The sequence below is a fragment of the Microbacterium sp. genome (genome assembly GCF_026393345.1).
Taxonomy (GTDB): Bacteria; Actinomycetota; Actinomycetes; order Actinomycetales; family Microbacteriaceae; genus Microbacterium.
The window spans coordinates 17,704-38,575 of sequence record NZ_JAPLAI010000028.1; the positions used below are offsets into that span (position 1 = coordinate 17,704).

The 20,872-nt window shown below is 69.5% G+C and carries 19 protein-coding genes and 2 pseudogenes; 11 read left to right on the plus strand and 10 right to left on the minus strand.

Going from position 1 to position 20,872, the window contains the following annotated elements; all coding sequences use genetic code 11:
- Nucleotides 1-26: 26 nt before the first annotated feature.
- From NT132_RS03150 to NT132_RS03160, 3 genes are read right to left on the minus strand one after another with little or no spacing between them, the layout of a single operon-like run.
- Nucleotides 27-803 carry a heme ABC transporter ATP-binding protein gene (locus NT132_RS03150; protein WP_297784636.1) on the minus strand — a complete coding sequence of 259 codons (777 nt, stop codon included), beginning with the start codon at nucleotides 801-803 and terminating at the stop codon, nucleotides 27-29.
- Nucleotides 800-1,873, minus strand: coding sequence for an iron ABC transporter permease (locus NT132_RS03155; protein WP_297784639.1), 1,074 nt, complete (start codon nucleotides 1,871-1,873; stop codon nucleotides 800-802). The genes NT132_RS03150 and NT132_RS03155 overlap by 4 nt, the downstream gene beginning before the upstream one ends.
- A complete protein-coding gene (locus NT132_RS03160) occupies nucleotides 1,870-2,988 on the minus strand; it encodes an ABC transporter substrate-binding protein (protein ID WP_297784642.1) in 1,119 nt (372 codons plus the stop codon). The genes NT132_RS03155 and NT132_RS03160 overlap by 4 nt, the downstream gene beginning before the upstream one ends.
- A 174-nt stretch (nucleotides 2,989-3,162) precedes the next feature.
- Between NT132_RS03160 and NT132_RS03165 the strand changes: the two genes are divergently transcribed.
- Both NT132_RS03165 and NT132_RS03170 read left to right on the plus strand, forming a co-directional pair.
- Nucleotides 3,163-6,174: an HtaA domain-containing protein gene (locus tag NT132_RS03165; RefSeq protein WP_297784645.1), complete on the plus strand. Its 3,012-nt coding sequence runs from the start codon at nucleotides 3,163-3,165 to the stop codon at nucleotides 6,172-6,174.
- 71 nt (nucleotides 6,175-6,245) lie between these two features.
- The gene (locus NT132_RS03170) at nucleotides 6,246-6,587 is read left to right on the plus strand and encodes a potassium transporter Trk (protein ID WP_297784647.1); all 342 of its coding nucleotides are present in this window, start codon (nucleotides 6,246-6,248) and stop codon (nucleotides 6,585-6,587) included.
- On the opposite strand, the gene NT132_RS03175 is transcribed toward NT132_RS03170, so the two are convergent.
- Nucleotides 6,584-7,201: a zinc-binding alcohol dehydrogenase gene (locus NT132_RS03175; protein WP_297784650.1), complete on the minus strand. Its 618-nt coding sequence runs from the start codon at nucleotides 7,199-7,201 to the stop codon at nucleotides 6,584-6,586. The genes NT132_RS03170 and NT132_RS03175 overlap by 4 nt on opposite strands.
- A 62-nt stretch (nucleotides 7,202-7,263) precedes the next feature.
- Between NT132_RS03175 and purM the strand changes: the two genes are divergently transcribed.
- Entirely contained in the window at nucleotides 7,264-8,388 is a 1,125-nt protein-coding gene (gene purM, locus NT132_RS03180; protein ID WP_297784653.1) for a phosphoribosylformylglycinamidine cyclo-ligase, read from the plus strand.
- Nucleotides 8,389-8,394: 6 nt separating this feature from the next.
- The gene (gene purF / locus NT132_RS03185; protein ID WP_297784656.1) at nucleotides 8,395-9,855 is read left to right on the plus strand and encodes an amidophosphoribosyltransferase; all 1,461 of its coding nucleotides are present in this window, start codon (nucleotides 8,395-8,397) and stop codon (nucleotides 9,853-9,855) included.
- A 54-nt stretch (nucleotides 9,856-9,909) separates the two neighbouring features.
- Here purF and NT132_RS03190 read toward each other — a convergent pair whose 3' ends face one another.
- Nucleotides 9,910-10,098, minus strand: a complete 189-nt coding sequence (locus NT132_RS03190; RefSeq protein ID WP_297784659.1) for a DUF3073 domain-containing protein — start codon at nucleotides 10,096-10,098, stop codon at nucleotides 9,910-9,912.
- 141 nt (nucleotides 10,099-10,239) lie between these two features.
- On the opposite strand from NT132_RS03190, the gene NT132_RS03195 reads away from it, so the two are divergent.
- Entirely contained in the window at nucleotides 10,240-10,743 is a 504-nt protein-coding gene (locus tag NT132_RS03195; RefSeq protein WP_297784664.1) for a universal stress protein, read from the plus strand.
- Here NT132_RS03195 and NT132_RS03200 read toward each other — a convergent pair whose 3' ends face one another.
- The 3 genes from NT132_RS03200 to NT132_RS03210 form a co-directional block, all read right to left on the minus strand.
- Nucleotides 10,744-11,355, minus strand: a complete 612-nt coding sequence (locus NT132_RS03200; RefSeq protein WP_297784667.1) for a PadR family transcriptional regulator — start codon at nucleotides 11,353-11,355, stop codon at nucleotides 10,744-10,746.
- Nucleotides 11,352-12,185: a DUF4097 family beta strand repeat-containing protein gene (locus NT132_RS03205; protein WP_297784670.1), complete on the minus strand. Its 834-nt coding sequence runs from the start codon at nucleotides 12,183-12,185 to the stop codon at nucleotides 11,352-11,354. Before NT132_RS03205 ends, NT132_RS03200 begins: the two co-directional genes overlap by 4 nt.
- A 136-nt stretch (nucleotides 12,186-12,321) precedes the next feature.
- Nucleotides 12,322-12,486: a hypothetical protein gene (locus tag NT132_RS03210; RefSeq protein ID WP_297784673.1), complete on the minus strand. Its 165-nt coding sequence runs from the start codon at nucleotides 12,484-12,486 to the stop codon at nucleotides 12,322-12,324.
- A gap of 256 nt (nucleotides 12,487-12,742) precedes the next feature.
- Between NT132_RS03210 and NT132_RS03215 the strand changes: the two genes are divergently transcribed.
- The 5 genes from NT132_RS03215 to NT132_RS03235 all read left to right on the plus strand — a co-directional run bounded on the left by NT132_RS03215 (nucleotide 12,743) and on the right by NT132_RS03235 (nucleotide 18,069).
- A complete protein-coding gene (locus NT132_RS03215; RefSeq protein ID WP_297784676.1) occupies nucleotides 12,743-13,012 on the plus strand; it encodes a Rho termination factor N-terminal domain-containing protein in 270 nt (89 codons plus the stop codon).
- 2 nt (nucleotides 13,013-13,014) lie between these two features.
- Nucleotides 13,015-13,977 carry a DNA topoisomerase IB gene (locus NT132_RS03220; RefSeq protein WP_297784679.1) on the plus strand — a complete coding sequence of 321 codons (963 nt, stop codon included), beginning with the start codon at nucleotides 13,015-13,017 and terminating at the stop codon, nucleotides 13,975-13,977.
- A 20-nt stretch (nucleotides 13,978-13,997) separates the two neighbouring features.
- The gene (locus tag NT132_RS03225) at nucleotides 13,998-14,402 is read left to right on the plus strand and encodes a CrcB family protein (protein ID WP_297784682.1); all 405 of its coding nucleotides are present in this window, start codon (nucleotides 13,998-14,000) and stop codon (nucleotides 14,400-14,402) included.
- Nucleotides 14,399-14,764, plus strand: a complete 366-nt coding sequence (locus tag NT132_RS03230) for a CrcB family protein (RefSeq protein WP_297784686.1) — start codon at nucleotides 14,399-14,401, stop codon at nucleotides 14,762-14,764. Before NT132_RS03225 ends, NT132_RS03230 begins: the two co-directional genes overlap by 4 nt.
- Nucleotides 14,765-14,892: 128 nt before the next feature.
- Nucleotides 14,893-18,069, plus strand: coding sequence for an efflux RND transporter permease subunit (locus NT132_RS03235; RefSeq protein ID WP_297784688.1), 3,177 nt, complete (start codon nucleotides 14,893-14,895; stop codon nucleotides 18,067-18,069).
- Nucleotides 18,070-18,253: 184 nt separating this feature from the next.
- On the opposite strand, the pseudogene NT132_RS03240 reads toward NT132_RS03235, so the two are convergent.
- Both NT132_RS03240 and NT132_RS03245 read right to left on the minus strand, forming a co-directional pair.
- Nucleotides 18,254-18,970, minus strand: a pseudogene (locus NT132_RS03240) (DUF998 domain-containing protein); the annotation flags it as partial.
- Nucleotides 18,971-19,115: 145 nt separating this feature from the next.
- A complete protein-coding gene (locus NT132_RS03245; protein WP_297784690.1) occupies nucleotides 19,116-20,024 on the minus strand; it encodes an aldose 1-epimerase family protein in 909 nt (302 codons plus the stop codon).
- A gap of 225 nt (nucleotides 20,025-20,249) precedes the next feature.
- Here NT132_RS03245 and NT132_RS03250 point away from each other — a divergent pair.
- A pseudogene (locus NT132_RS03250) lies at nucleotides 20,250-20,872 on the plus strand (ATP-dependent helicase); the annotation flags it as partial.

Genomic DNA, 20,872 nt, shown 5'->3' on the forward strand with positions numbered 1-20,872 from the left:
TCGTCGCCGCGGCCCGGCAAGGGGCGTCAGCGGCGCGGCACCACCAGCGGCACGCCCGTGCGCGGGTGCTCGAACACGTCCACGGGTTGCCCGTAGACCTCCTCGATCCGCTCCGCGGTGAGGACCTCAGCGGGTGCGCCGGTGGCGCTGACCCGTCCCGCCGAGAGCAGCGTCACCCGGTCGGCGTAGGCGAGGGCGACGTTCAAGTCGTGCAACACGATCGCGACGCCGGAGCCCAGATGCGCGCGGGTGCGTGCGATGCGCAGCACGTCTTCCTGGTGCCGCAGGTCGAGAGCGGCCGTGGGCTCGTCGAGCAGCAGCAGCCGGGTGTCCTGGGCGAGCACGCGGGCGAGGGCGACCCGGGCACGCTCGCCACCCGAGAGCGACGAGATGGATCGGTGCGCAAGCCCGGCGACGTCGGCCTCGGCCATCGCCTCGGCGACGACCCGATCGTCGTCGTCCTCGGCTGCGGTGCGTGCCCAGGGCGCGCGTCCCATCCGCACGACCTGTCCCGCGCTGAACGGGAATGACACATCGTTCGCCTGCAGCAGCACCGCCCGCATCCGTGCGAGCTCCTTCGGCGGGATGCTGCCGACCGGCGCGCCGTCGAGGGCCACGGATCCGGAGGTCGGCGTGATGTCGCCGGCGAGAACCCCGAACAGGGTGGACTTGCCGGCGCCGTTCGGCCCCACCAGCGCGTGCAGCTCGCCGTCGTGAATCTCGAGCGACGCGCCCGCCAGGATGGGTCGCCGCGACCCGTCTGGGACGACCGAGACGTCGGTGGCGATCAGTCGCGCACTCATCCCCAGCCTCCCGCGCGACGCCGGGTGCGGATCAGCAGCCACAGGAAGAAGGGTCCGCCGACGAGGGAGGTGATCATGCCGATCGGCATGTCGGCGAGGGGGATGGCGGTGCGCGCGACGAGGTCGGCGAGGGCGATGAGGAGAGCCCCGCCGAGGGCGCTCGAGATGACGAGCGGCAGGTGGCCCGGGCCGATCAGCATCCGCATGAGGTGGGGGATGACGAGGCCGACGAAGCCGATGATGCCGGCGAACGCGACCGCCGCGCAGACGAGCAGGGCCACCGTGATGATGACGACCACCCGCAGCAGCTCCACCCGGACGCCCAGGTGCCGGGCGGTGCGCTCACCGAGGGCGAAGAGGTCGAGGCGGCGCGCGACGAACAGGGCGATGCCGATGCCCACGGCGATGAGCGGAACGATGAGGGCGATGTTGCCCCACAGGGCGCCGTTGAGGCTCCCGAGCTGCCAGAAGACGATCTGCTCGCGGGTGGAGCTCGTGCCGAGGAAGGTGAGGAAGGCGAGCCCCGCGCCACCGATGGCGTTGATCGCGATGCCGGTCAGCAGCAGCGTCACCACCTCGGTGCGGCCGTTCGAGCGACTGATGAAGTACACCGCGAACACCGCGATGAGGCCGCCCAGGAAGGCGAAAGCGGGCGTGGTCCACATGCCGAGCACGTTCAGCGACAGGGTGAGGCTGGCTGCGGCACCGAGAGCGGCACCCGAGGAGACACCCACGACCGAGGCGTCTGCGAGCGGGTTGCCGAAGATGGCTTGCATCAGCACCCCCGAGACGGCGAGGGCGGCACCGATGAGGAGCCCGAGGACGATGCGCGGGAGCCGGATGTCGAGGATGACCCCGGCGGCCGTCGGTGCCGTAGGCGCCCAGTCGGTGTCGATGCCCACGCCCTGCAGCAGCACGCCGATGACCTCGGAGGGCGACAGTGCATACTGGCCGATCCCGAGGGAGGCGATGACCACGACCGCCAGCGTGAGGCTGAGCACCACCACCGCGATCGCGAATCGGGAGCGACGATGCCCGGTCGGGGTGGGAAGGACGACCTCGCCGGTCATGACGCGGCTGTCGGCGTGACCGTGGGCGGAGGCGAGTCCGCCGGCGCGTACAGGGCACGCGCCAGAGCGAGGATCACCTCGGGGGTGCGGGGACCGAACCCGAGCACCTGCCCATCGTCCATGTCGATCACGCGGCGGTTCTGGCCGGCGGGGGTCTGCGCCAGCGCCGGGATGCGTTCGATCAGGCCGTCGATTCCGCCCACGGACGCCAGGCCGTCGGTCATCATCACGAGCACGTCGGGCTGGGCGGCGACGAGCGCCTCCGCAGTCATGGGCTTCTCACCCTCCCAGCCGATTTCACTGGCGACATCGATCCCGCCAACGGCCTCGATGAGGGAATCGGCACCGGAGTCGCGCCCGAAGATGTAGTAGATGTTCGCGCTGCCGCGGACGTAGAGGAACAGCATCCGGGCCCGCTCCGACTCGTCGGCGGGGGTGACTTCGGCGACCTCGGCGATGGCGTCGTCGATCTCGACCCCGACGCGCTCGGCGAGGGCCTTGCCCCGGGTCGGGACGCCGAGGGCGGCGGCGATCTCGGCGACCAGGTCACCCACGGTGTCAGCGCGACGCTCGGAGGAGACGACCACGACGGCGATGTCCGCATCCCGAAGCTGCTGACGCACCTCCTTCGGGCCGATCGTGGTGTCGGTCAGCACCACGGTGGGTGCGAGTTCCAGGATCGCCTCGGCGTTGAGGGTATGGCTGCTCTTGGTGACAACGGGCAGGTCTTCCGTGCCGGCGAAGTCGGTGGAGATGTCGCGACCGACGACGTTGTCGCCGAGGCCCAGCCCGAAGACGGTCGCGGCGATGGTCCCGGAGATGTCGATCGGGAGGATGCGGCTCACATCCGTCACCGTGACCTCGGTGCCCTCGGAATCGGTGACGGTGACGGGCAGCTGCGGCTTCGTGTCGTCGTCGACGGCGGCGATCGCATCCGAGGACAGGCAGGCGGTGGAGCCGCCGGTCGTCGCGCGGACGTCCGTGACGAGGTCGAGAGCGGCGAGCGGCTGAGTAGCTGCGGTGCAGTCATCGGAGGTGGCCGATGCGGTCGCGGAACACCCGGCGAAGACGAGTGCGAGGGCGGCAAGGCCTGCAATCACGGGCAAACGACGCATGAAGGTGAGGCTACCCTAAGAGTTGACACCAGCGACATTCGTCGCCTACGGTCGAGCGTATCTGCTAGTTAGCTGAGCCTAACCTTTGCAGAACCCGAGCACCCCGGCGCAGCAATCGGCCTGTCTTCTGTTGCGCCCCAAACTCCACGGAGCCACAGCGTGATTGCACAGTCGATGAGTCGCGGGAGAACCGCACTCGCCGTCCTTCTCAGCCTCCTGCTGATCGCCGCCGGATCGCTGACGGCGACTCCCGCGAACGCGGACCCGGGTCCGACGCTGACGGTGTCGAAGACGTCGGGGTTGAACCCGGCGGGTGAGACGGTGACGGTGACGGGCTCCGGATACAACCCGGCGCAGGCCATGTACCTGAGCACCTGCACGGACGTGCCGCTGTCGGAGGTGTCGTTCGGCTTCATCTCTGCCGGGTGCACGACGGGCGCGAAGCTCATCAACCCGAACCCCACGCGCGACACCCAGGTGAAGCTCAACGCGGATGGTACGTTCACCACGTCGTTCACGGTCACGCCGAAGACCGGTTCGACCGCGATCTACACGATCGCGGACCACACCGCGCAGGCCGACCGGTCGCAGGACGCGAAGGTCACCGTGACCTTCGCCACCACCCCGGCGGTCACGCAGCACCCGGTCGCCGCGTCCGTTCAGGAGGGCGCCACGGCCACGTTCACCGCCGCCGCCTCCGCGACCCCGGCGGCCGACGTTCGCTGGCAGTCGTCGACCAATGGCAGCGACTGGGCCGACATCGCCGACGCGACCTCCGCGAGCTACACCACGGCGGCGCTCGCGCTGAGCGACTCCGGCACGTCCTACCGTGCCGTCTTCACGAACGTTGCCGGCTCCGTGACGACGGATGCTGCCGTCCTCACGGTCACGGCCGTACCCACGCCCGTGGTCGTCCCGACGCTGACGGTCTCCAAGACGACGGGTCTGAACCCGGCGGGTGAGACCGTCACGGTGACGGGTTCGGGCTACAACCCTGCCCAGGCCATGTACCTGACCACGTGCACGGACGTCGCCCTGTCCGAGGTGTCGTTCGCGTTCATCTCTGCCGGGTGCACGACGGGTGCGAAGCTGATCAACCCGACCCCCACGCGACCGACGCAGGTCAAGCTCAACGCGGACGGCACGTTCGAGACGACGCTCACCGTGACCCCGAAGACCGGTTCGACGGCGATCTACACGATCGCCGACCACACGGCGCAGGCCGACCGCTCGCAGGATGCCAAGGCCACGATCACGTTCGCCGCGGCACCTGCCGTCACCACCTCCGTCTCCGGAGCAACCGCGCTCACGGGTCTGTCGGTGACCGTCACCGGCTCCGATCTCGGTGCCGTCACCGGCGCATACGTCGCGCTGATCGAGAAGGGCACGGACTCCTCCGTGACCAGCTCCGGCGGCTACGCCGCGATGACCTACGCCACCGGCATCACCGCCGGCTCGCTCACCACGACCCTGGTCGCACCCCCCGGCAAGCTCGACCGCACCGCGCAGTATGAGGTCATCGTGTGGAAGGAGCACTCGCTCCCGAGCGCCTCGACCATCTACGCCCGCGCCGACGTCTCCGTGACTGCCGACCAGTGGAACCAGATCTTCCCCGAGGTCACGCCGCCCGTGCTCGTCCCCGAGCAGCCCGTCGTGGTCGCCGGCGGGTCGCTCAGCTGGGCAATCTCGCGCGCCTTCACGTCGTACGTCGTCGGCGATATCGCGCGCGGCGCGATCGCGGTCTCAGGCGGTGCGACCAGCTCGGGCAACGTGTTCCAGTTCGGTCAGGCCGCGGGCAGCACGTTCGACGGCACGACCGGAACCGTGTCCTACGTCGGATCCGTCCGGTTCACCGGGCATAACGGCGTCCTCGACGTGACCATCGCGAACCCGCAGATCCGGTTCACCTCGGCCACCTCCGCCTCGCTCTACGTCACGAGCGGCGGACGCCAGGTCGAGTTCGCGACGCTCAACATCGGCGCCGGTGCACGGAACGAGGCGAATGGCGCGACCACGTTCGCGAATGTCCCGACCTCCCTCACTTCCGCAGGCCTCAACCAGGTGCTCAGCGGATACGCCACGACGCTCGACCCGATCACCTTCACGATCGGTGCCGCGGCGGCCGCCCCGACGGGGTCGACGGGCACGATCGCGACGGCCGCAGCCGTGACTCCTGCCCGCGCCATCCCGTCGACCCCGCCGGCGACGACGGGCATCACGGTCGATGAGCCGACGCTCGCCGCGCTGGCATCGGGTACCCGGACGACCGTCACGGCATCGGGCTTCCAGCCGAACGAGCAGGACATCGCGATCGTCGTCTACTCGACGCCGATCCTCCTCGACACCGTGGATGCGGATGCCAACGGTGTGGCCACGTGGACCGGTGTGCTCCCCGCGACCCTCGAGGACGGCGTGCACACGCTCACGTTCCAGGGCTCGGTGAACCGCGGCATCCAGTTCACTCTCGACCGCGCCGCGGCGCTCGCCGCGGGCGGACAGTGCCTGGTCACGGCCGCCACGCTGAACTGGGGCTTCAAGGAGTCGTTCCGCACCTACATCGAGGGCATCGCCCAGGGCGGCTGGGAGCTCACGGACATCGTCTACGAGTACCCCGAGTACGTGTGGTCGGCCGGCACCGGGTCGCTCGACCTCGCCACGGCGACAGGACTTGTCACCTACGGCGGCGCCCTCACCTTCTCCGGGCACGACGGCGCGCTGAACACCACGCTCGCTAACGCCCGTGTCGAGCTCGCCGGCGACACCGGGTACCTGGTGTTCGACGTCAGCGGCACGACCCAGGCGGGCGAGGCCGTCGACCAGCGTGACGTGCGACTCGTCGAGTTCGCGCTGCCCGCGCTCACGGTCGGCGACGACGGCACGATCGCCCTCGACGAGCTGTCCACGACGCTCACGGAGGCGGGTTCCGCGGCCTTCGGCACCTACCCCAGTGGTGAGGAGATGGATCCGGTGTCGATCGGGCTCGTCGCCGCCCCGGACTGCGGTGTCATGACCACCCAGGGTGAGGAGGCCGAGACCGCCGTTACGCCGATCTCGGCCGAGGTTGAGCCGGATGCGGGCGCCCCGGTGTGGCCCTGGATCGTCGGGATCATCGTGCTGATCGCCGCCGCGATCATCGTCACCATTATCGTGATCCGCCGCCGCACGACACCCACCGACCAGGCGTAACCCCTGCCGACGACGCCCCACGGTCCACCCGTGGGGCGCCGTCGCGTCGGCGAGGGTGAGACAATAGGGGCATGGCTGCTGAGCCGAACATCCCCCGCGTCACGGTCGAGGACCACCTCGAGACCGTGACGGTCCGTCGCGTGCCCAAGCACAGCCTGTTTCTCGTGCTCGGCGCCGTGCTCGGTGTGCTGGTCGCCGCCATCCTGACCTTCGCGTTCCAGGGCACCCAGCAGGCGAGCGACACCGGCGTGCAGTACACCGCGTGGCAGGTGTTCGGCTTCCTCGCCCTGGTCGGGATCGCTGCCGGCCTCGCCGTCGGCGCCGTGGTCGCCCTCATCCTCGAGCGCGTGGTGGGGCGCAAGACCCGGCAGGTGCGCGTGGACCGCGAGCACGTGCGAGTCGAGGACGCCTAAGCCAGCTCGGCGATGATCGGATGGATGGCGGCGTCGAACGCCGCGACATCCCGTCGCAGGCCGTCGGTGACCGCGATGGTGAGCGAGCCGATCCACCACAGCCCGCGCTGAGCGAGCGGCAGCACCTGCACGTTGAGCTCGAACGAGTGTGCTCGGCGCCCGACCCGACGCTCGTGCTCGGCGATGACGCTCGCATAGGCGCGGTACGACGCGGCGCCGGTGTGGTGCCCCGACTCACGCGCCACGTACGCGGCATGGGCGTCCCGCGCGTAGGCAACCGCCTCCGTGCTGAACGGGGCGACCGCGCGCCGCAGCTCCGCCGCGCCGGTCGAGGGGAGGGCCAGCAGGGTCGCGAAGTCGTCCACCAGTTCCAGCGGCACGGCCGACGGATGCGCCTGCGGCTCTACCGTCATCGCCCAGTACTCGCGCCACTGTCGCTCCAGGAGTGCCTGCTCCTCGTCCGGCCGCGTGGTCTGCACCGACGCCACCCCGCGCAGCGACGGCAGTTCCTCCGGCGTCCTCAGCCCGAGCATCTGGCGCAGATACAGCGCGAGCAACACTGGCTGGCTCGCATCCTCGCGGATCAGCCATTCCGGTCGGCCGGCGCTGTGCATGCGGCCATTGTAGGGTCCGACCCGCGGCGTCCGGGGGGTTGTCGCGCAGGTAGGCTGTTGGCGTGGCCGCATCCCACAATCCCTATTCTGACGCCGGCGTGGACACCGCTGCCGGCGATCTCGCTGTAGAGCTCATGAAGTCGGCCGTACGCCGTACCCATGGGCCGGAAGTGCTCGGGGGCGTGGGCGGTTTCGCCGGACTCTTCGACGCGTCCGCGCTCACGTCGTACACCCGGCCGTTGCTCGCGACCAGCACCGACGGCGTCGGCACGAAAGTCGCGATCGCGCAGGCGATCGACAAGCACGACACGATCGGCCTCGACCTGGTCGGCATGGTCGTCGACGACATCGTCGTGGTCGGGGCGAAGCCGCTGTTCATGACGGACTACATCGCCTGCGGCAAGGTCTTTCCCGACCGCATCGCCGACATCGTCGCGGGTATCGCCGCGGGCTGCTCCGCGACCGGCACGGCGCTCGTGGGCGGCGAGACCGCCGAGCACCCGGGCCTGCTCGGGATGCACGACTACGACGTCGCGGGCGCGGCCACCGGTGTCGTCGAGGCCGACCGCATCCTCGGCGCCGACCGGGTGCGTCGCGGTGACGCGGTCATCGCCCTCGCCTCCAGCGGACTGCACTCCAACGGCTACTCCCTGGTGCGCCACATCGTCGCGGGCGCCGGCATCCAGTACGGCGGCCACGCCGAGGACTTCGGCGTCACCTGGGGCGAGGCTCTTCTCGAGCCCACCCGGCTGTACACGTCCCCGCTCCTCCGTCTCGCGGACACCCTCGGCGAGGGGCTCCGGGCTCTCACCCACGTCACCGGCGGCGGGATCGCCGCGAACCTCGCCCGCATACTGCCCCGCGACGTGTGGGTCGAGCTCGATCGCGGCACGTGGGCGCCCCCCGCGGTGTTCCAGGTTCTCGCGGACCTCGGGAACCTCGATCTCGTCGCGACGGAGGGCACCTGGAACCTCGGTATCGGCTTCCTCGCCGTGGTCGCCGAGCAGGATGCGGATGCCGCGCTGCACGCGCTGAAGGCCGAGGGTATCGACTCCTGGCGGGTCGGCACGGTCGAACAGGGTCCGACCCCCGACGGAGAGTTCGAGCAGGGCGCCAAGGGCGTCGACGGCGGCAGTGTGCGCCTGGTCGGCAGCTACGCCGACTCCCCCCGAGATGGAGCGAAGTAACACCATATGTGCGGCATCGTCGGAATGGTCGGGCAGGGCCTGGTCAACCAGGACATCTATGACTCGCTGCTGCTGCTGCAGCACCGCGGGCAGGACTCCACCGGGATTGCGACGGCGGAACGCAGTGGCGTCTTCCACCTCGCAAAGGCGAAGGGACAGGTGCGGGAGGCGTTCCGGACCCGCGACATGCGCTCGCTCCTCGGCGAGATCGGCCTCGGCCACGTGCGCTACGCGACGAAGGGCACGGCGTCGAACGAGGAGGAGGCGCAGCCGTTCTATGTGAACGCGCCGTACGGCATCGTCCTCGTCCACAACGGCAACCTCACCAACACCCGGGAACTGACCGACGAGCTGTTCCACACGGATCGGCGGCATCTGAACACGAGTTCCGACACCGAGTTGCTGGTCAACGTCCTCGCGAACGAGCTGCAGCACGTCATCTCGGGACCGGAGCTGGACTCCGACCAGGTCTTCCAGGCGGTCACCCGGGTGCACGAGCGCGCTGAGGGGTCGTACGCCGCGATCGCGCTGATCGCCGGATACGGTCTGCTCGCGTTCCGCGACCCCTTCGGCATCCGTCCGCTGATCCTCGGGACCCGCCCGGCCCAGAACGGCCGGTACGAATGGATCGTCGCCTCCGAGTCGCTCGTGCTGGAGAACTCCGGCTTCGAGGTCGTCCGCGAGGTCATGCCGGGTGAGGCGGTGTACATCGACCTCGAAGGCACGCTCCACACCCGCCAGTGCGCGGCCGACCCCAAGCTCGTGCCCTGCTCCTTCGAGTACGTCTACCTGGCGCGTCCCGACTCGATCATGAACGGCATCTCGGTGTACGAGGCGCGGCTGCGGATGGGCGAGCGGCTCGCCGACACCATCGCCAAGCACACGCCGCGTGAGGCGATCGACGTGGTCATGCCGATCCCGGACTCGGCACGCCCCGCCGCCATGCAGGTGGCGCGCAAGCTCGGCATCGAGTACCGCGAAGGCTTCTACAAGAACCGGTACGTCGGGCGCACCTTCATCATGCCGGGGCAGGCGGTGCGCAAGAAGAGCGTGCGTCAGAAGCTCAATGCCATGTCGAGCGAGTTCAAGGGCAAGAACGTGCTGCTGATCGACGACTCAGTGGTGCGCGGCACCACGAGCAAGGAGATCATCCAGATGGCCCGGGATGCGGGGGCGAAGACGGTCACGTTCGCCTCGGCGGCGCCGCCGGTGCGGTACCCGCACGTCTACGGCATCAACATGCCCTCGCGCCACGAGCTCGTCGCGCACGGCCGGACGATCCCCGAGATCGCCACCGAACTCGGCGCGGACTACATGGTGTACCAGGAGGTCGAGGACCTCAAAGCGGCGATCCTGGAGGGCTCCGACGTCGACGACCTCGACATGAGCTGCTTCGACGGTCGTTACATCACCGGCACCGTGACCGACGAGTACCTCGCCTGGGTCGAGGGCAGCCAGGTCTCCTGAGCGCACAAAAGGATGCTGCGGCGCTTTCGCGCTCGCAGCATCCCATCGTGCAGGTCAGGCCCGCTCGAGCTTTTCTTCGTCTTCGTCCTCGTCGGCGTACTCATCCGCCCACTTGTCGACGTACTCGTCGGAACTCGGGTGAGTGAGCTCGCGCTCCAGCGCCGCATAGTTCACGGTCGGGCTGAACGACTTGAGTTCGCGGGCGATCTTGGTGTGCTTCGCCTTTTGACGGCCACGCCCCATGCGAGACCCCCTCATGATCTGATGACACGGGCATCGCATGCGCCCGTCGCATTCACGAACCGGTCTTTTCGACCGGGCAAGAGTAGCATTCAGGATATCACGGCGCCTGCCTCCTCAGCCGCGGTGCCCGGGGAGGAACACATGGACGCACACGCCGACTGGACCGGAGCCGTGATCGTCGGGCTCGTCCCCGATCTGCCTCCCCGCGTACTGGACGAGGCCGCACGGTACGCGGACCTTTTCCAGGCGCCGCTCGTCGTCGCCTATGTCGATGTCACCCGGTTCGTCACGTACGAGGATCCGGACGGGACGCCCCACTCCGCGCCCATCGACATGAACATCGCCAGCGGTGAGGCGGCAGCTGAAGAGGTACGTGCCACGGCAGCTGCGCGGTTCGAAGGCCGCGACCTGCGGTGGACGGTGCGTTCGCTGGTGGGGGATCCCGCGATGGCGCTCAAAGGCCTCGCCGACGAGCTCGACGCTCCGCTGATCGTGGTGGGCACCCGTCGTCGTGGGTTCGGGGAGTCCATCCGCGAGTTCTTCACCGGCTCGGTGGCGGCGCGGCTCGCCCACCGCCAGCACCGGCCGGTGCTCGTCGTCCCGCTGCAGGAGCCGGTGATCGACGACGCCCCCTGGACCGAGTAGTTACTTCTCGCCGAGCGCGCGCCGTACCTCGCGGGCGGCGGCATCCAGCGCGTGGGTGAGCGTGTCGACGACGGTCGCCGTCACTTCCCCGCCGCGGGCGGCGTGGCTTCGGAGGTCTGTGCGGATGCGGGCGCGGAACTCCGTGAGCGCCACGTCGGCACGGTGCAGCTCCTCGCGACTGCGGGTCCGCAGATCCGGGGAGGGGTCGGGCTCCGGTGCCGAGTTGCGCTCGGAGGCCGCGGCGGCGGCGAGATCCGCGCGCAGGCTCTTCATGGCGGCACGGACGTTGCCCCGTACCTCGTCCGCGATCAGCCGGACGGAGTCCGCGAGATCTGCCTCGATACTCTCGAAGTCGCCGGTCCGTGCAGCCACTTCGGCTCGCCCGGCCTCGGTGATCTCGTACACGGTCTTCCGTCCGTCGATGCGCTTGGTGACGAGGCCTTCCTCTTCCAGCTTGGCCAGCCGCGGGTAGATCGTGCCGGCGCTGGGCGTGTAGGTGCCACCGGTGCGCTCGGCGAGGGCCTGGATGAGGTCGTAGCCATGGCGCGGCTCCTCATTGAGGAGATTCAGCAGGTACAGGCGCAGATCGCCGTGCGAGAAAACGGGAGTCACTGTCCCGCTGCTTCCGCTGTGCGACGGACCACGGTGATCGCGCCCGACACCGAGTTCGCCCGGACGTCGACGAACGCGCCGCTGGGTTCACCGGTGGTCTGGGTGACGTTGGTCGTCGGCCCGGTGCCCTTCCCCGAGTGGACGACGCCGTCGATCTGCACGCGTCCGCTCACGCTGCGTATCACGTAGTTCGCCGGGTAGGCGGTATCGAGGCGGATCGTGGTGTCGCCGGACACCGTGTTCAGTCCGATGCGGTGAACGGGTCCGCGGGCATCGATGAGCGCCGCACCGGAAACGGTGTCGACGCTGACGGTGGTGAGCTCACCCGTGGCCGCGATGTCGCCGGAGACACTGTTGGCGCTGAGTGCGCCGATGACCTCGCGCGCCTGGACGTCGCCGGAGACCGAGTTGGCCGTGAGATCGCCGACGAGTCCGTCGACGATGAGGTCGCCGGAGACGGTGTTGAGTTTCGCATCGGCGGCGAGGTCGGTCACCAGCGCGCTCGCGCTCACGACGCCCAGAGTCAGGGCGGTGGCGCGCGGGACCGCGACACTGATCTCCGCCTTCGGGCCGCCGGAGCCGAAGTGGCGGAACACTTCGAGGAAGTTGTCCCAACGCAGCTGCGGGTGGTCGATCTCGACGCGACCGTCGGCGGCCTCCACGCGGAGGTCCTTGCCGGAGACGGCGTGCACCTCGATGCGCACCCCCGGCTCATCGCGCCCCACGATGTCGATCTGTCCGCGGACCAGCCCGACCTTCAGGGCCGTGATGTCCTCCAGATCGATCACCCGGGTCTGACCGGGCTGGATCAGCCACTTCTCCGGTGTCATGTCGTCCTCCTCTGTAACGCGATACATCGCGTATAAGGACGGTAACACGATATATCGCGTTCGGAAAGAGGGCGAACGTGACACGATGGATGCCGGGGCCCCGAAGGGCACCCGGCATCCATCGTATGGGGCTGTGTCAGGCTCGCCGGTTCCCGGAGATGACCCGGAACAAGAACGCGATGAGCGCAATCACGCCGACGATGATCGCGACCCAGAGCAGCCAGTTCAGCGCGGAGCTCAGTCCGCCGACGATGGCCAGCACGATCGCGATGACGATGATGATGATAAGTGCGATGTTCATGGGTATTCCCCTTCTGTATGCCGGGTGCCCCGCGGATTTCACGGTGACCTCCGGACGCTTCACGGCATACGTTCAGGTTCCCATCGCCGGGCTTTTGCAGGCCGAGGGGTTGACGGGCTTCCCGACCCGGTGGTAGCCGTGCGAGATGCCGATTACCGGCGGTTGCGCCCGGTGTCAAGCTTGCCGATCACGGGGTCGGGGGCGCCTACTGTCTCGGTGATGGCGCTCTCGGTGCGCCCGCGGAAGGGGGAGGACCATGCCCGGTGGACGTGGGTCGAACAGCCTGAAGGATCCGGAGCTCTATGAAAAGCTCCGCGACGACGGCGCGTCGAAGCAAAAGGCGGCGCGGGTCTCGAACGCTGCAGCACGGGACGGCCGCAAAGCCGTGGGCCGACGCGGGGGTGAGAGCGGGGACTACGAGGACTGGACTGTGCCGGACCTGCGCAAGCGCGCGAAGGAGATCGGCCTCACCGGTTACTCGCGGCTCCGCAAGGCAGAGCTCATCTCGCGCCTGCGCTCCCACTGAGGATGGCGCGTCTTCGCCGCGTCTCCCCCGGAGACGCCCCCGGCATCACCCGACGTCGCGCCGGCGACGGCTTTCGCTACCGCACGACTGATGGCGGGGCCGTGCGCACGAGCGACATCGACCGCATCCGCGCCCTCGTCATCCCGCCGGCCTGGGAGGACGTCTGGATCTGTGCCGACCCACGAGGGCACATCCAAGCCGTGGGGACGGATGCGGCCGGCCGGCGACAGTATCTCTACCACCCCGACTGGAGCGCGCCGCGGGACCGGGGCAAGTACGCCCGCGCGCTGGCGCTCGCCGCAGCGCTACCCAAGGCTCGGGCGCGGGTGACCGGAGCGCTCCGCCGCGAGGAGGACTCGCGGGAGCGCACGCTGGCGGCGGCATTCCGGCTGCTCGACTCCGGCGCCCTGCGCATCGGCTCCCGCCGTTACGTCGCCCGGGGCGGCGGCCGCGGACTCACGACGCTGCAGCGCCAGGACGCACGCATCGACGGCAGCGTTGTCACGCTCGACTTCCCCGCCAAGAGCGGCGTGCAGGCGCACATCGAGATCGACGATGAGGACCTCGCCCGGGTGCTTGCGCCGATGATCGGCGGGCGCCCGAGATCGCCGCTGCTGAGCTATCCGCGAGGGCGAGGACGGCTCGCGCTCAGCGCCGCGGACGTCAACGCCTACGTGCGCGCGCTCACCGGGGGTTCCTTCACGGCGAAGGACTTCCGCACCCTCCGTGGCACGATCGCGGCGGCGGCCTCGCTCGCGGAGAGCGGCCGGCCGGCGACGAAGACCGACCGGAAGGCGGCGGAGCGCGCGGCGGTGCGGGCGTGCGCTGCGGTGCTCGGAAACACGCCCGCCGTCGCACGCTCGAGCTACATCGACCCCCGCATCTGGCGCGCGTATGCCCGCGGCCGCGTGATGGATACGACGGTGAGCCCCGAATCGGCGTTACGGAACCTGCTCACCGCGTGACCACGCGATAGCGTGGGGCGGTGGCATCCGGTCCGGCGTTCTCGTGGTCCCACCTCGGGCTCGTTGTCGCCGGCGGAGCCCTGGGGACGGCCGCGCGCGCGGCGCTGCTGCTCCTCGACGTCCCGGGACCGACCGGTCTCGTGGTCGCCCTGATCAACATCGCCGGCGCGTTCCTCCTCGGCATCGTGACCGGTGCGATCATCCGCCGCGCCGACACGCCTCGGGCGCGTGCCGTGCGCCAGTTCCTCGGCACCGGCGTGCTCGGCGGCTTCACCACCTACAGCACGTTCGCCGTGGACGCGGTCACCGGCACGGCACTGTGGCTGACGCTCGGCACCGCCGTGGTCGGCGTTCTCGCGGCCTGGCTGGGGCTGGCGCTGACGAGTCGGTCCGCCACGGCGGGCCGTGCGGGGACTCTCTCATGACGGTCGCACTGTTCCTGCTCACCGCCGTCGCCGGCGGTGTGGGTGCGGGGGCTCGCTACACGGCGGATCTCGGCCTCACCCGGTGGCTGGGCGCGCGCTTCCCCTGGGGAACCCTCATCGTCAACGTCACCGGATCCTTCGCCCTGGGCCTCGTGGCCGGGGCGACCGCGGATGCCGCCGTCCTGTCCGTCGTGGGGGTGGGCCTTCTCGGCGGCTACACCACCTTCAGCTCGGTCGCGACGTCCGCGGCGATGTTCGCACGGGAACGGCGCACCGTGGCCGCCGTCACGAACACGGTCGGGACCCTCGTTCTCACCGCGGCCGCCGCCGGGCTCGGGCTGTGGACCGGACAGGGCATCTGAGCACCTGCCGTGAGCGCCCGTGGCCACCGGCCCGCGCCCGAGGCCGCATGGGATACTGACCCCGATACGCCTGTATCCGCTCTCCCGTCGGCCGCCCTCTTGGTTCGACCCCCTCACGAAGGCAATCCGTGTCCAGACTGGCCGTCCTCAGCCTCCGCAATCGCGCCCTCATCGCGCTCATCACGATCGTCGCAGCTGTGTTCGGCGGACTCGCGCTGACGAACCTCAAGCAGGAACTCATCCCCTCGATCGAGTTCCCGCAGCTATCGATCCTGTCGACCTACCCGGGCGCGTCGCCCGATGTGGTCGCGAACGACGTGTCGACCCCGGTCGAGGCGGCGATCCAGGGCGTGGCGGGGCTCGAGTCGACCTCGGCGACGAGCACGACCAACGCCTCGATCGTGCAGGCGTCGTTCACCTACGGCACGAACCTCGCCACGGCCGAGCAGAAGATCACCACGGCGATCAATCGCATCAAAGACCAGCTGCCGGAGGGCGTCGACCCGACCGTCCTCTCCATCTCCACCGACGACCTGCCGGTGATCCAGCTCGCCGTGACCGGCTACGACGACGAGCAGGCCATCCAGGCTCGGCTCGAGAACTCCGTCGTGCCCGACCTCGAGGACATCACCGGCGTCAACGCCGCGCAGATCGTCGGGGGCGTCGGCCAGCGGGTGACCATCACTCCGGATGCGGCCGCGCTCGCTGCGGCGGGGTTCTCGCAGCAGGCGATCACCGATGCGCTGGATCAGAACGGGATCCTCTTCCCGGGCGGGGACATCACCGAGGACGCGCAGACGCTCACCGTGCAGACGGGCGCGAAGATCGCCTCGGTCGAAGAGGTCGCCGCACTCCCGCTGGTGCCCTCCGACGCCGCCCAATTCGGCGCCGGCACCGTCACGATCGGCGATGTCGCGACGGTCGTGGTGGACACCGCGCCGGTGACTTCGATCTCGCGCGTCAACGGCGAACCGGCATTGACGATCGCGGTCACGAAGCTGCCGTCTGCCAACACCGTCGACGTCTCGCGTGCGGTGAACGATGCGTTGCCCGCCCTCAGTGACGACCTGGGCGGGGACGCCGAGTTCACGATCGTGTTCGACCAGGCGCCCTACATCCAGCAGTCGATCGACTCCCTCGCGCAGGAGGGCCTGCTCGGTCTCGTCTTCGCCGTGCTCGTCATCCTGTTGTTCCTGCTGTCGGTGCGCTCGACGCTCGTCACGGCGATCTCCATCCCGACGAGCGTTCTCATCACCTTCATCGGGATCCAGGCGTTCGGCTACTCGCTGAACATCCTGACCCTCGGTGCGCTGACGATCGCCATCGGGCGAGTGGTCGATGACTCCATCGTCGTGATCGAGAACATCAAGCGGCACTACGTCCAGGGTGCCGACAAGCTCGCCTCCGTCCTGCTGGGCGTGCGCGAGGTGGCCTCGGCCGTGACCGCGTCGACCATCACCACGGTGGCGGTGTTCCTGCCAATCGCGTTCGTCGGCGACCTCACCGGGGAGCTCTTCCGGCCGTTCGCGATGACGATCACGATCGCGATGGTGGCGTCGCTGTTCGTCGCCCTGACGATCGTGCCGGTCCTCGCCTACTGGTTCCTGCGGCCCGGCAAGCCCGTGACGGATGCCGACGGCAACCGCCTCGACCCGGAGGACCCGGCTGCCCCGCCGTCCCGGCTGCAGAAGGCGTACCTGCCGATCCTCGGCTGGACGCTCAAGCATTCCGTCGTCACGGTGCTGCTGGCGGTCTTCGTGCTCGCCGGCACCGTCGCGCTGGCGCCGCTGATGAAGACCAACTTCCTCGGCGACTCTGGGCAGAACACCCTCACGGTCAGCCAGACGCTCGGCCCTGCCGCGAGCCTGGATGCGGAGGATGCCGCCGCGAAACAGGTGGAGAAGGCGCTCGGCGACGTCGACGGGGTGGAGACGGTGCAGGTCTCGATCGGCTCCAGCGGCTCCAGCATCCGCGACGCCTTCTCCGGCGGCAGTGGTGGCGTCACCTACTCGGTCACCACCGACCCCGACGCCGACCAGGTCGCGCTGCGCGACCGCGTGCAGCGCGCCGTGGCAGACCTCGATGATGTCGGAACCATCACGATCGCCGGTTCCGGCGGCGGCTTCGGCTCGAGCGACATCGAGGTCGATGTCTCGGCGCCGGACCAGCAGACCCTGCAGGACGCCACCGACGGCGTCGTCACTGCGCTCGAAGGTCAGGACGGTGTCGGACAGGTCGCCAGCAACCTCTCGGCGTCGCTGCCGTACATCGCGGTGACCGTGGACCGGGACAAGGCCGCATCCCTCGGTCTGTCCGAGGTCTCCGTGGGTGCGCTGGTCTCTGGGACGATGCAACCGCGCTCGGTGGGTTCCGTCGAGATCGACGGCACGACCCTCACCATCTACCTCGCCGCATCCCAGACTCCCGCGACGCTCGACGAACTGCGCGCCCTCACCATCCCGAGTGCCGCGGGTGTGCTGCGGCTGGACGAGATCGCCACCGTCGAGGAGGCGCAGGGACCGACCTCGATCACCAGCGAACGCGGTCAGCGCACCGCCACGGTCACGGTCACCCCCGCGGGCGACGATCTCACCGGGGTCTCGGCCACCGTGACTCAGGCGCTCGCCGACGTAGACCTGCCCACCGGCGCGGATGCGTCGATCGGCGGGGTCGTGACCCAGCAGTCGGATGCGTTCTCCCAGCTGGGCCTGGCGATGCTCGCCGCAATCCTCATCGTCTACATCGTCATGGTCGCGACGTTCAAGTCGCTGCGTCAGCCACTGCTGCTGCTCGTGTCCGTGCCGTTCGCTGCGACGGGTGCGATCCTGCTGCAGATCGTGACCGGCGTTCCGCTCGGCGTCGCCTCGCTGATCGGCGTGCTGATGCTGATCGGCATCGTCGTCACGAACGCGATCGTGCTCGTGGACCTCGTGAATCAGTACCGCGCCAAGGGCCTGAGCGCGCACGACGCGACCCTCGCCGGCGGGTCCCGCCGTCTACGCCCCATCCTCATGACGGCGCTGGCGACGATCTTCGCGCTGACGCCCATGGCGCTCGGCATCACCGGGCACGGCGGGTTCATCTCGCAACCGCTGGCGATCGTCGTGATCGGTGGGCTGGTGTCCTCTACCGTCTTGACACTGCTCGTGCTGCCGACTCTCTACAACCTCGTGGAGGGAGCGCGCGAGCGGCGGGTCGCGAAGCGGGGCGGGATGCGGCCCGCAGAGCCCGACGTACCGGTCGCATCGAGCGACGCGTCGCGCGGGGCGAGCAGGCGGGAACTGCGTCAGCGCGAGGAGCACTGAGCTCGACGACGGCATCCGTCTGCACCGCCGCGAGGGGCGTCGGTGCGGCGGCGGCGTCGGGCAGCGGCGCAGAGACCGCATCCGGGGTGAGGGCGACCGGAACGGCCGCCACGCTCGCCACGGCCGTGAGCTGCGCGGCGTGTGTGGCCCCGGCCCGGCCGAGGCAGATCACGAAGACCCCTGACCACGCGAACATGGCGCTGAAGCCGATCACCTCGAACAGGGCGAGGTTGATCATGGCGGTGACGAAGAGCCACCCACCGGCGAAGAGGAACACGAAAACGCTGGCCGTGGTAGCCAGCAGGCGCTTGGGCATGCGGTGCATCATCACGGGGCTCAGCAGCAGCAGGACCGCGAAGCTGAGGACCATGCTGGCCGCGACCCGATCGTGCACGAACTGATTCACGTTCAACGGCACGCAGCCGACGAGCGCGAGGTTCACCCCGACGGCGGTCAACAGGATGCGGGTGAGACGCGCCGTGCCGCGACGCACGCGGTGGCGCTCGAGGGTGCGCAATTCACGACCGACGGCACGTGCGAACAGCGCCACCAGGGTGCCACCGATGATGAGGGTGGTGTTGAATGTCGCGCCCGAGCTGTTGTGGAACGTGCCCAGTCGGCTGAAATGCAACGTCCACCACTGCGGATCGGTGGTGGACGCGATGGACACGCCGATGCCGACGAGCAGGACCGTCAGCGCGAGCAGAGCCATCTGCAGCGGGGGCGCGCCAAGCAGCGCGGCGAGCGTACGGCGCGCGCCGGTCCGCTCCGGCGGGGTCTGCCGGGACACGGCGACGGCCACCCGGAGTTCGAAGAATGACGAGAAACCGATGCGCATGAGCGCCCTCCACCCAGACGGACACTTGATCCCCCCGGTGGAGCCGAAAAGTTCCCCCGTCATCCACCGGTTGGCGAGCGCCGGAACCCTGATCCGACGCGGCGGCTGTGCCGCTGGGCGTCAGTCTAGCGGCGGCTCGTTACCGCAACGCGCGGCGTGTGTTACCGCGACGCGAACGGGGACAGGTGTATGTCCCGGTGTGGGGCCTTCAGCGGTGGGAGGAAACGCCCCAGGTCACGGTCCACGACTCGCCCGGGGCGAGCCAGCGCAGGTCGCGGCCCGAATTGAACGCGTCCGCGGGGGCCGTCATCGGTTCGATCGCGACGGCGAGCTCCTGGCCCGGATAACGGTCGGTCGTGAACACCTGCAGGTACGAGATCTCCGCGCCACCCCACACCTCCACCCGGCGGCCGTCGGGAGCACGAAGGATGCCGCGCACCCGGCCGTCCGCGCCGCGGGCGATCTGCGTGTACGCCGTGTCCAGTGACACGTCGTCGAGGCGACGGGGGGAACGAAGGTCATGGGAGGCGTCGACGGGAACGGGCCCACCTATGGGCAGGCTGCGCTCGTCGAGCGGGAACCAGGCGTCCGCGGCGAGTTCGATCGTGAGGTCGGCCGTGGCGACATCCGACAGGCAGAGATAGGGGTGGGCGCCGAGTGCCGCCGGGGCGTCTCCCGTTCCGACATTGGTCAGCGTGTGGGAGACGTCGATCCCGGTGTCGGTGAGCGCGTACGTCACCCGGGTGGCGAGATGGAAGGGATACCCCGTCTGCGGGAAGACGTCCGCCGCGAGGGTGATCGCCTCCGGCTGCGACGCCACCACCCGGTAGGGCATGAACCGCAGCAGGCCGTGCGAGGCGTTCCCGAGCTTCGGCTCCGTGATCGCGAGTTGGTACTCGGTGCCCCGTTGCGCCCATCTCCCGTCCCGCACGCGGTTCGGCCACGGCACGAGCACCACGCCGGAGGCCGCGGGGGCGGGCCGGTCGTCCGGGTAGCGCGGAACGAGGTCGACTCCGTCGATCTGCAGCGCCCGCAACGACGCCCCGACCTCGGTGATCTCGGCCGTCGCGCGACCGGTCGTGAGGACGTGGCGGTGGCCGGTGGGGTCTGCGCTCATGCCCTCAGGCTAGGCCCGCTCCCAGGGTGTACCGCTACCATGAAACGTCGGCTCTGGACATCGCGCTTGTCGCGCGAGTGGGTTTGTAGTCCAAGGGGCCGATGATGGGCGCCGGTCGGCGTGCATGACCATCATCGAAAATGGCCCCGGCCGACGGTTGTCCGGGTATACCCGCGTGTATGCGGGTGCTGTTCTCGTGCGTTGAGAACCCAGAAGGACACCACCATGCCCAAGAACAAGAAGCCCGCCGGCGGCCGTCCGGCGAAGAACTTCGAGCCCAGCCGCGGCGCGAAGACCTCGTACCAGGACCGCAAGCGTCGTCCCGGCGAGGCCTCCGCCGGCACCTCGGGTTCGAAGAGCCCCAGCCACCGCGGATATCGCGCGGCCGAGAGCACGGATGCGGCGCCCAAGCGTCGGTGGACCGCGCAGGAGCGCGCCGGCCGTGAGGATGCGCGCAGCATCCGCGACCGCGCCACCGGCGACGGCCGTCCGGCCCGGTCGTTCGATGACCGTCCGGCTCGTTCGAACAGTGACCGTCCGGCGCGTTCGTACGGCGACCGTCCGGCTCGTTCGTTCGATGACCGTCCGGCGCGTTCGAACAGTGACCGTCCCGCTCGCTCATACAGTGACCGTCCGGCCCGCTCGTTCGACGACCGTCCGGCGCGTTCGTACGGGGACCGTCCGGCTCGTTCGTTCGACGACCGCCCGGCGCGTTCGAACAGTGACCGTCCGGCGCGTTCCTACGACGACCGTCCCGCGCGCTCGAACAGTGACCGTCCGGCCCGGGCCTACAACGACCGCCCGACTCGCGACGACCGTCCCGCGCGCTCGAACAGTGACCGTCCGGC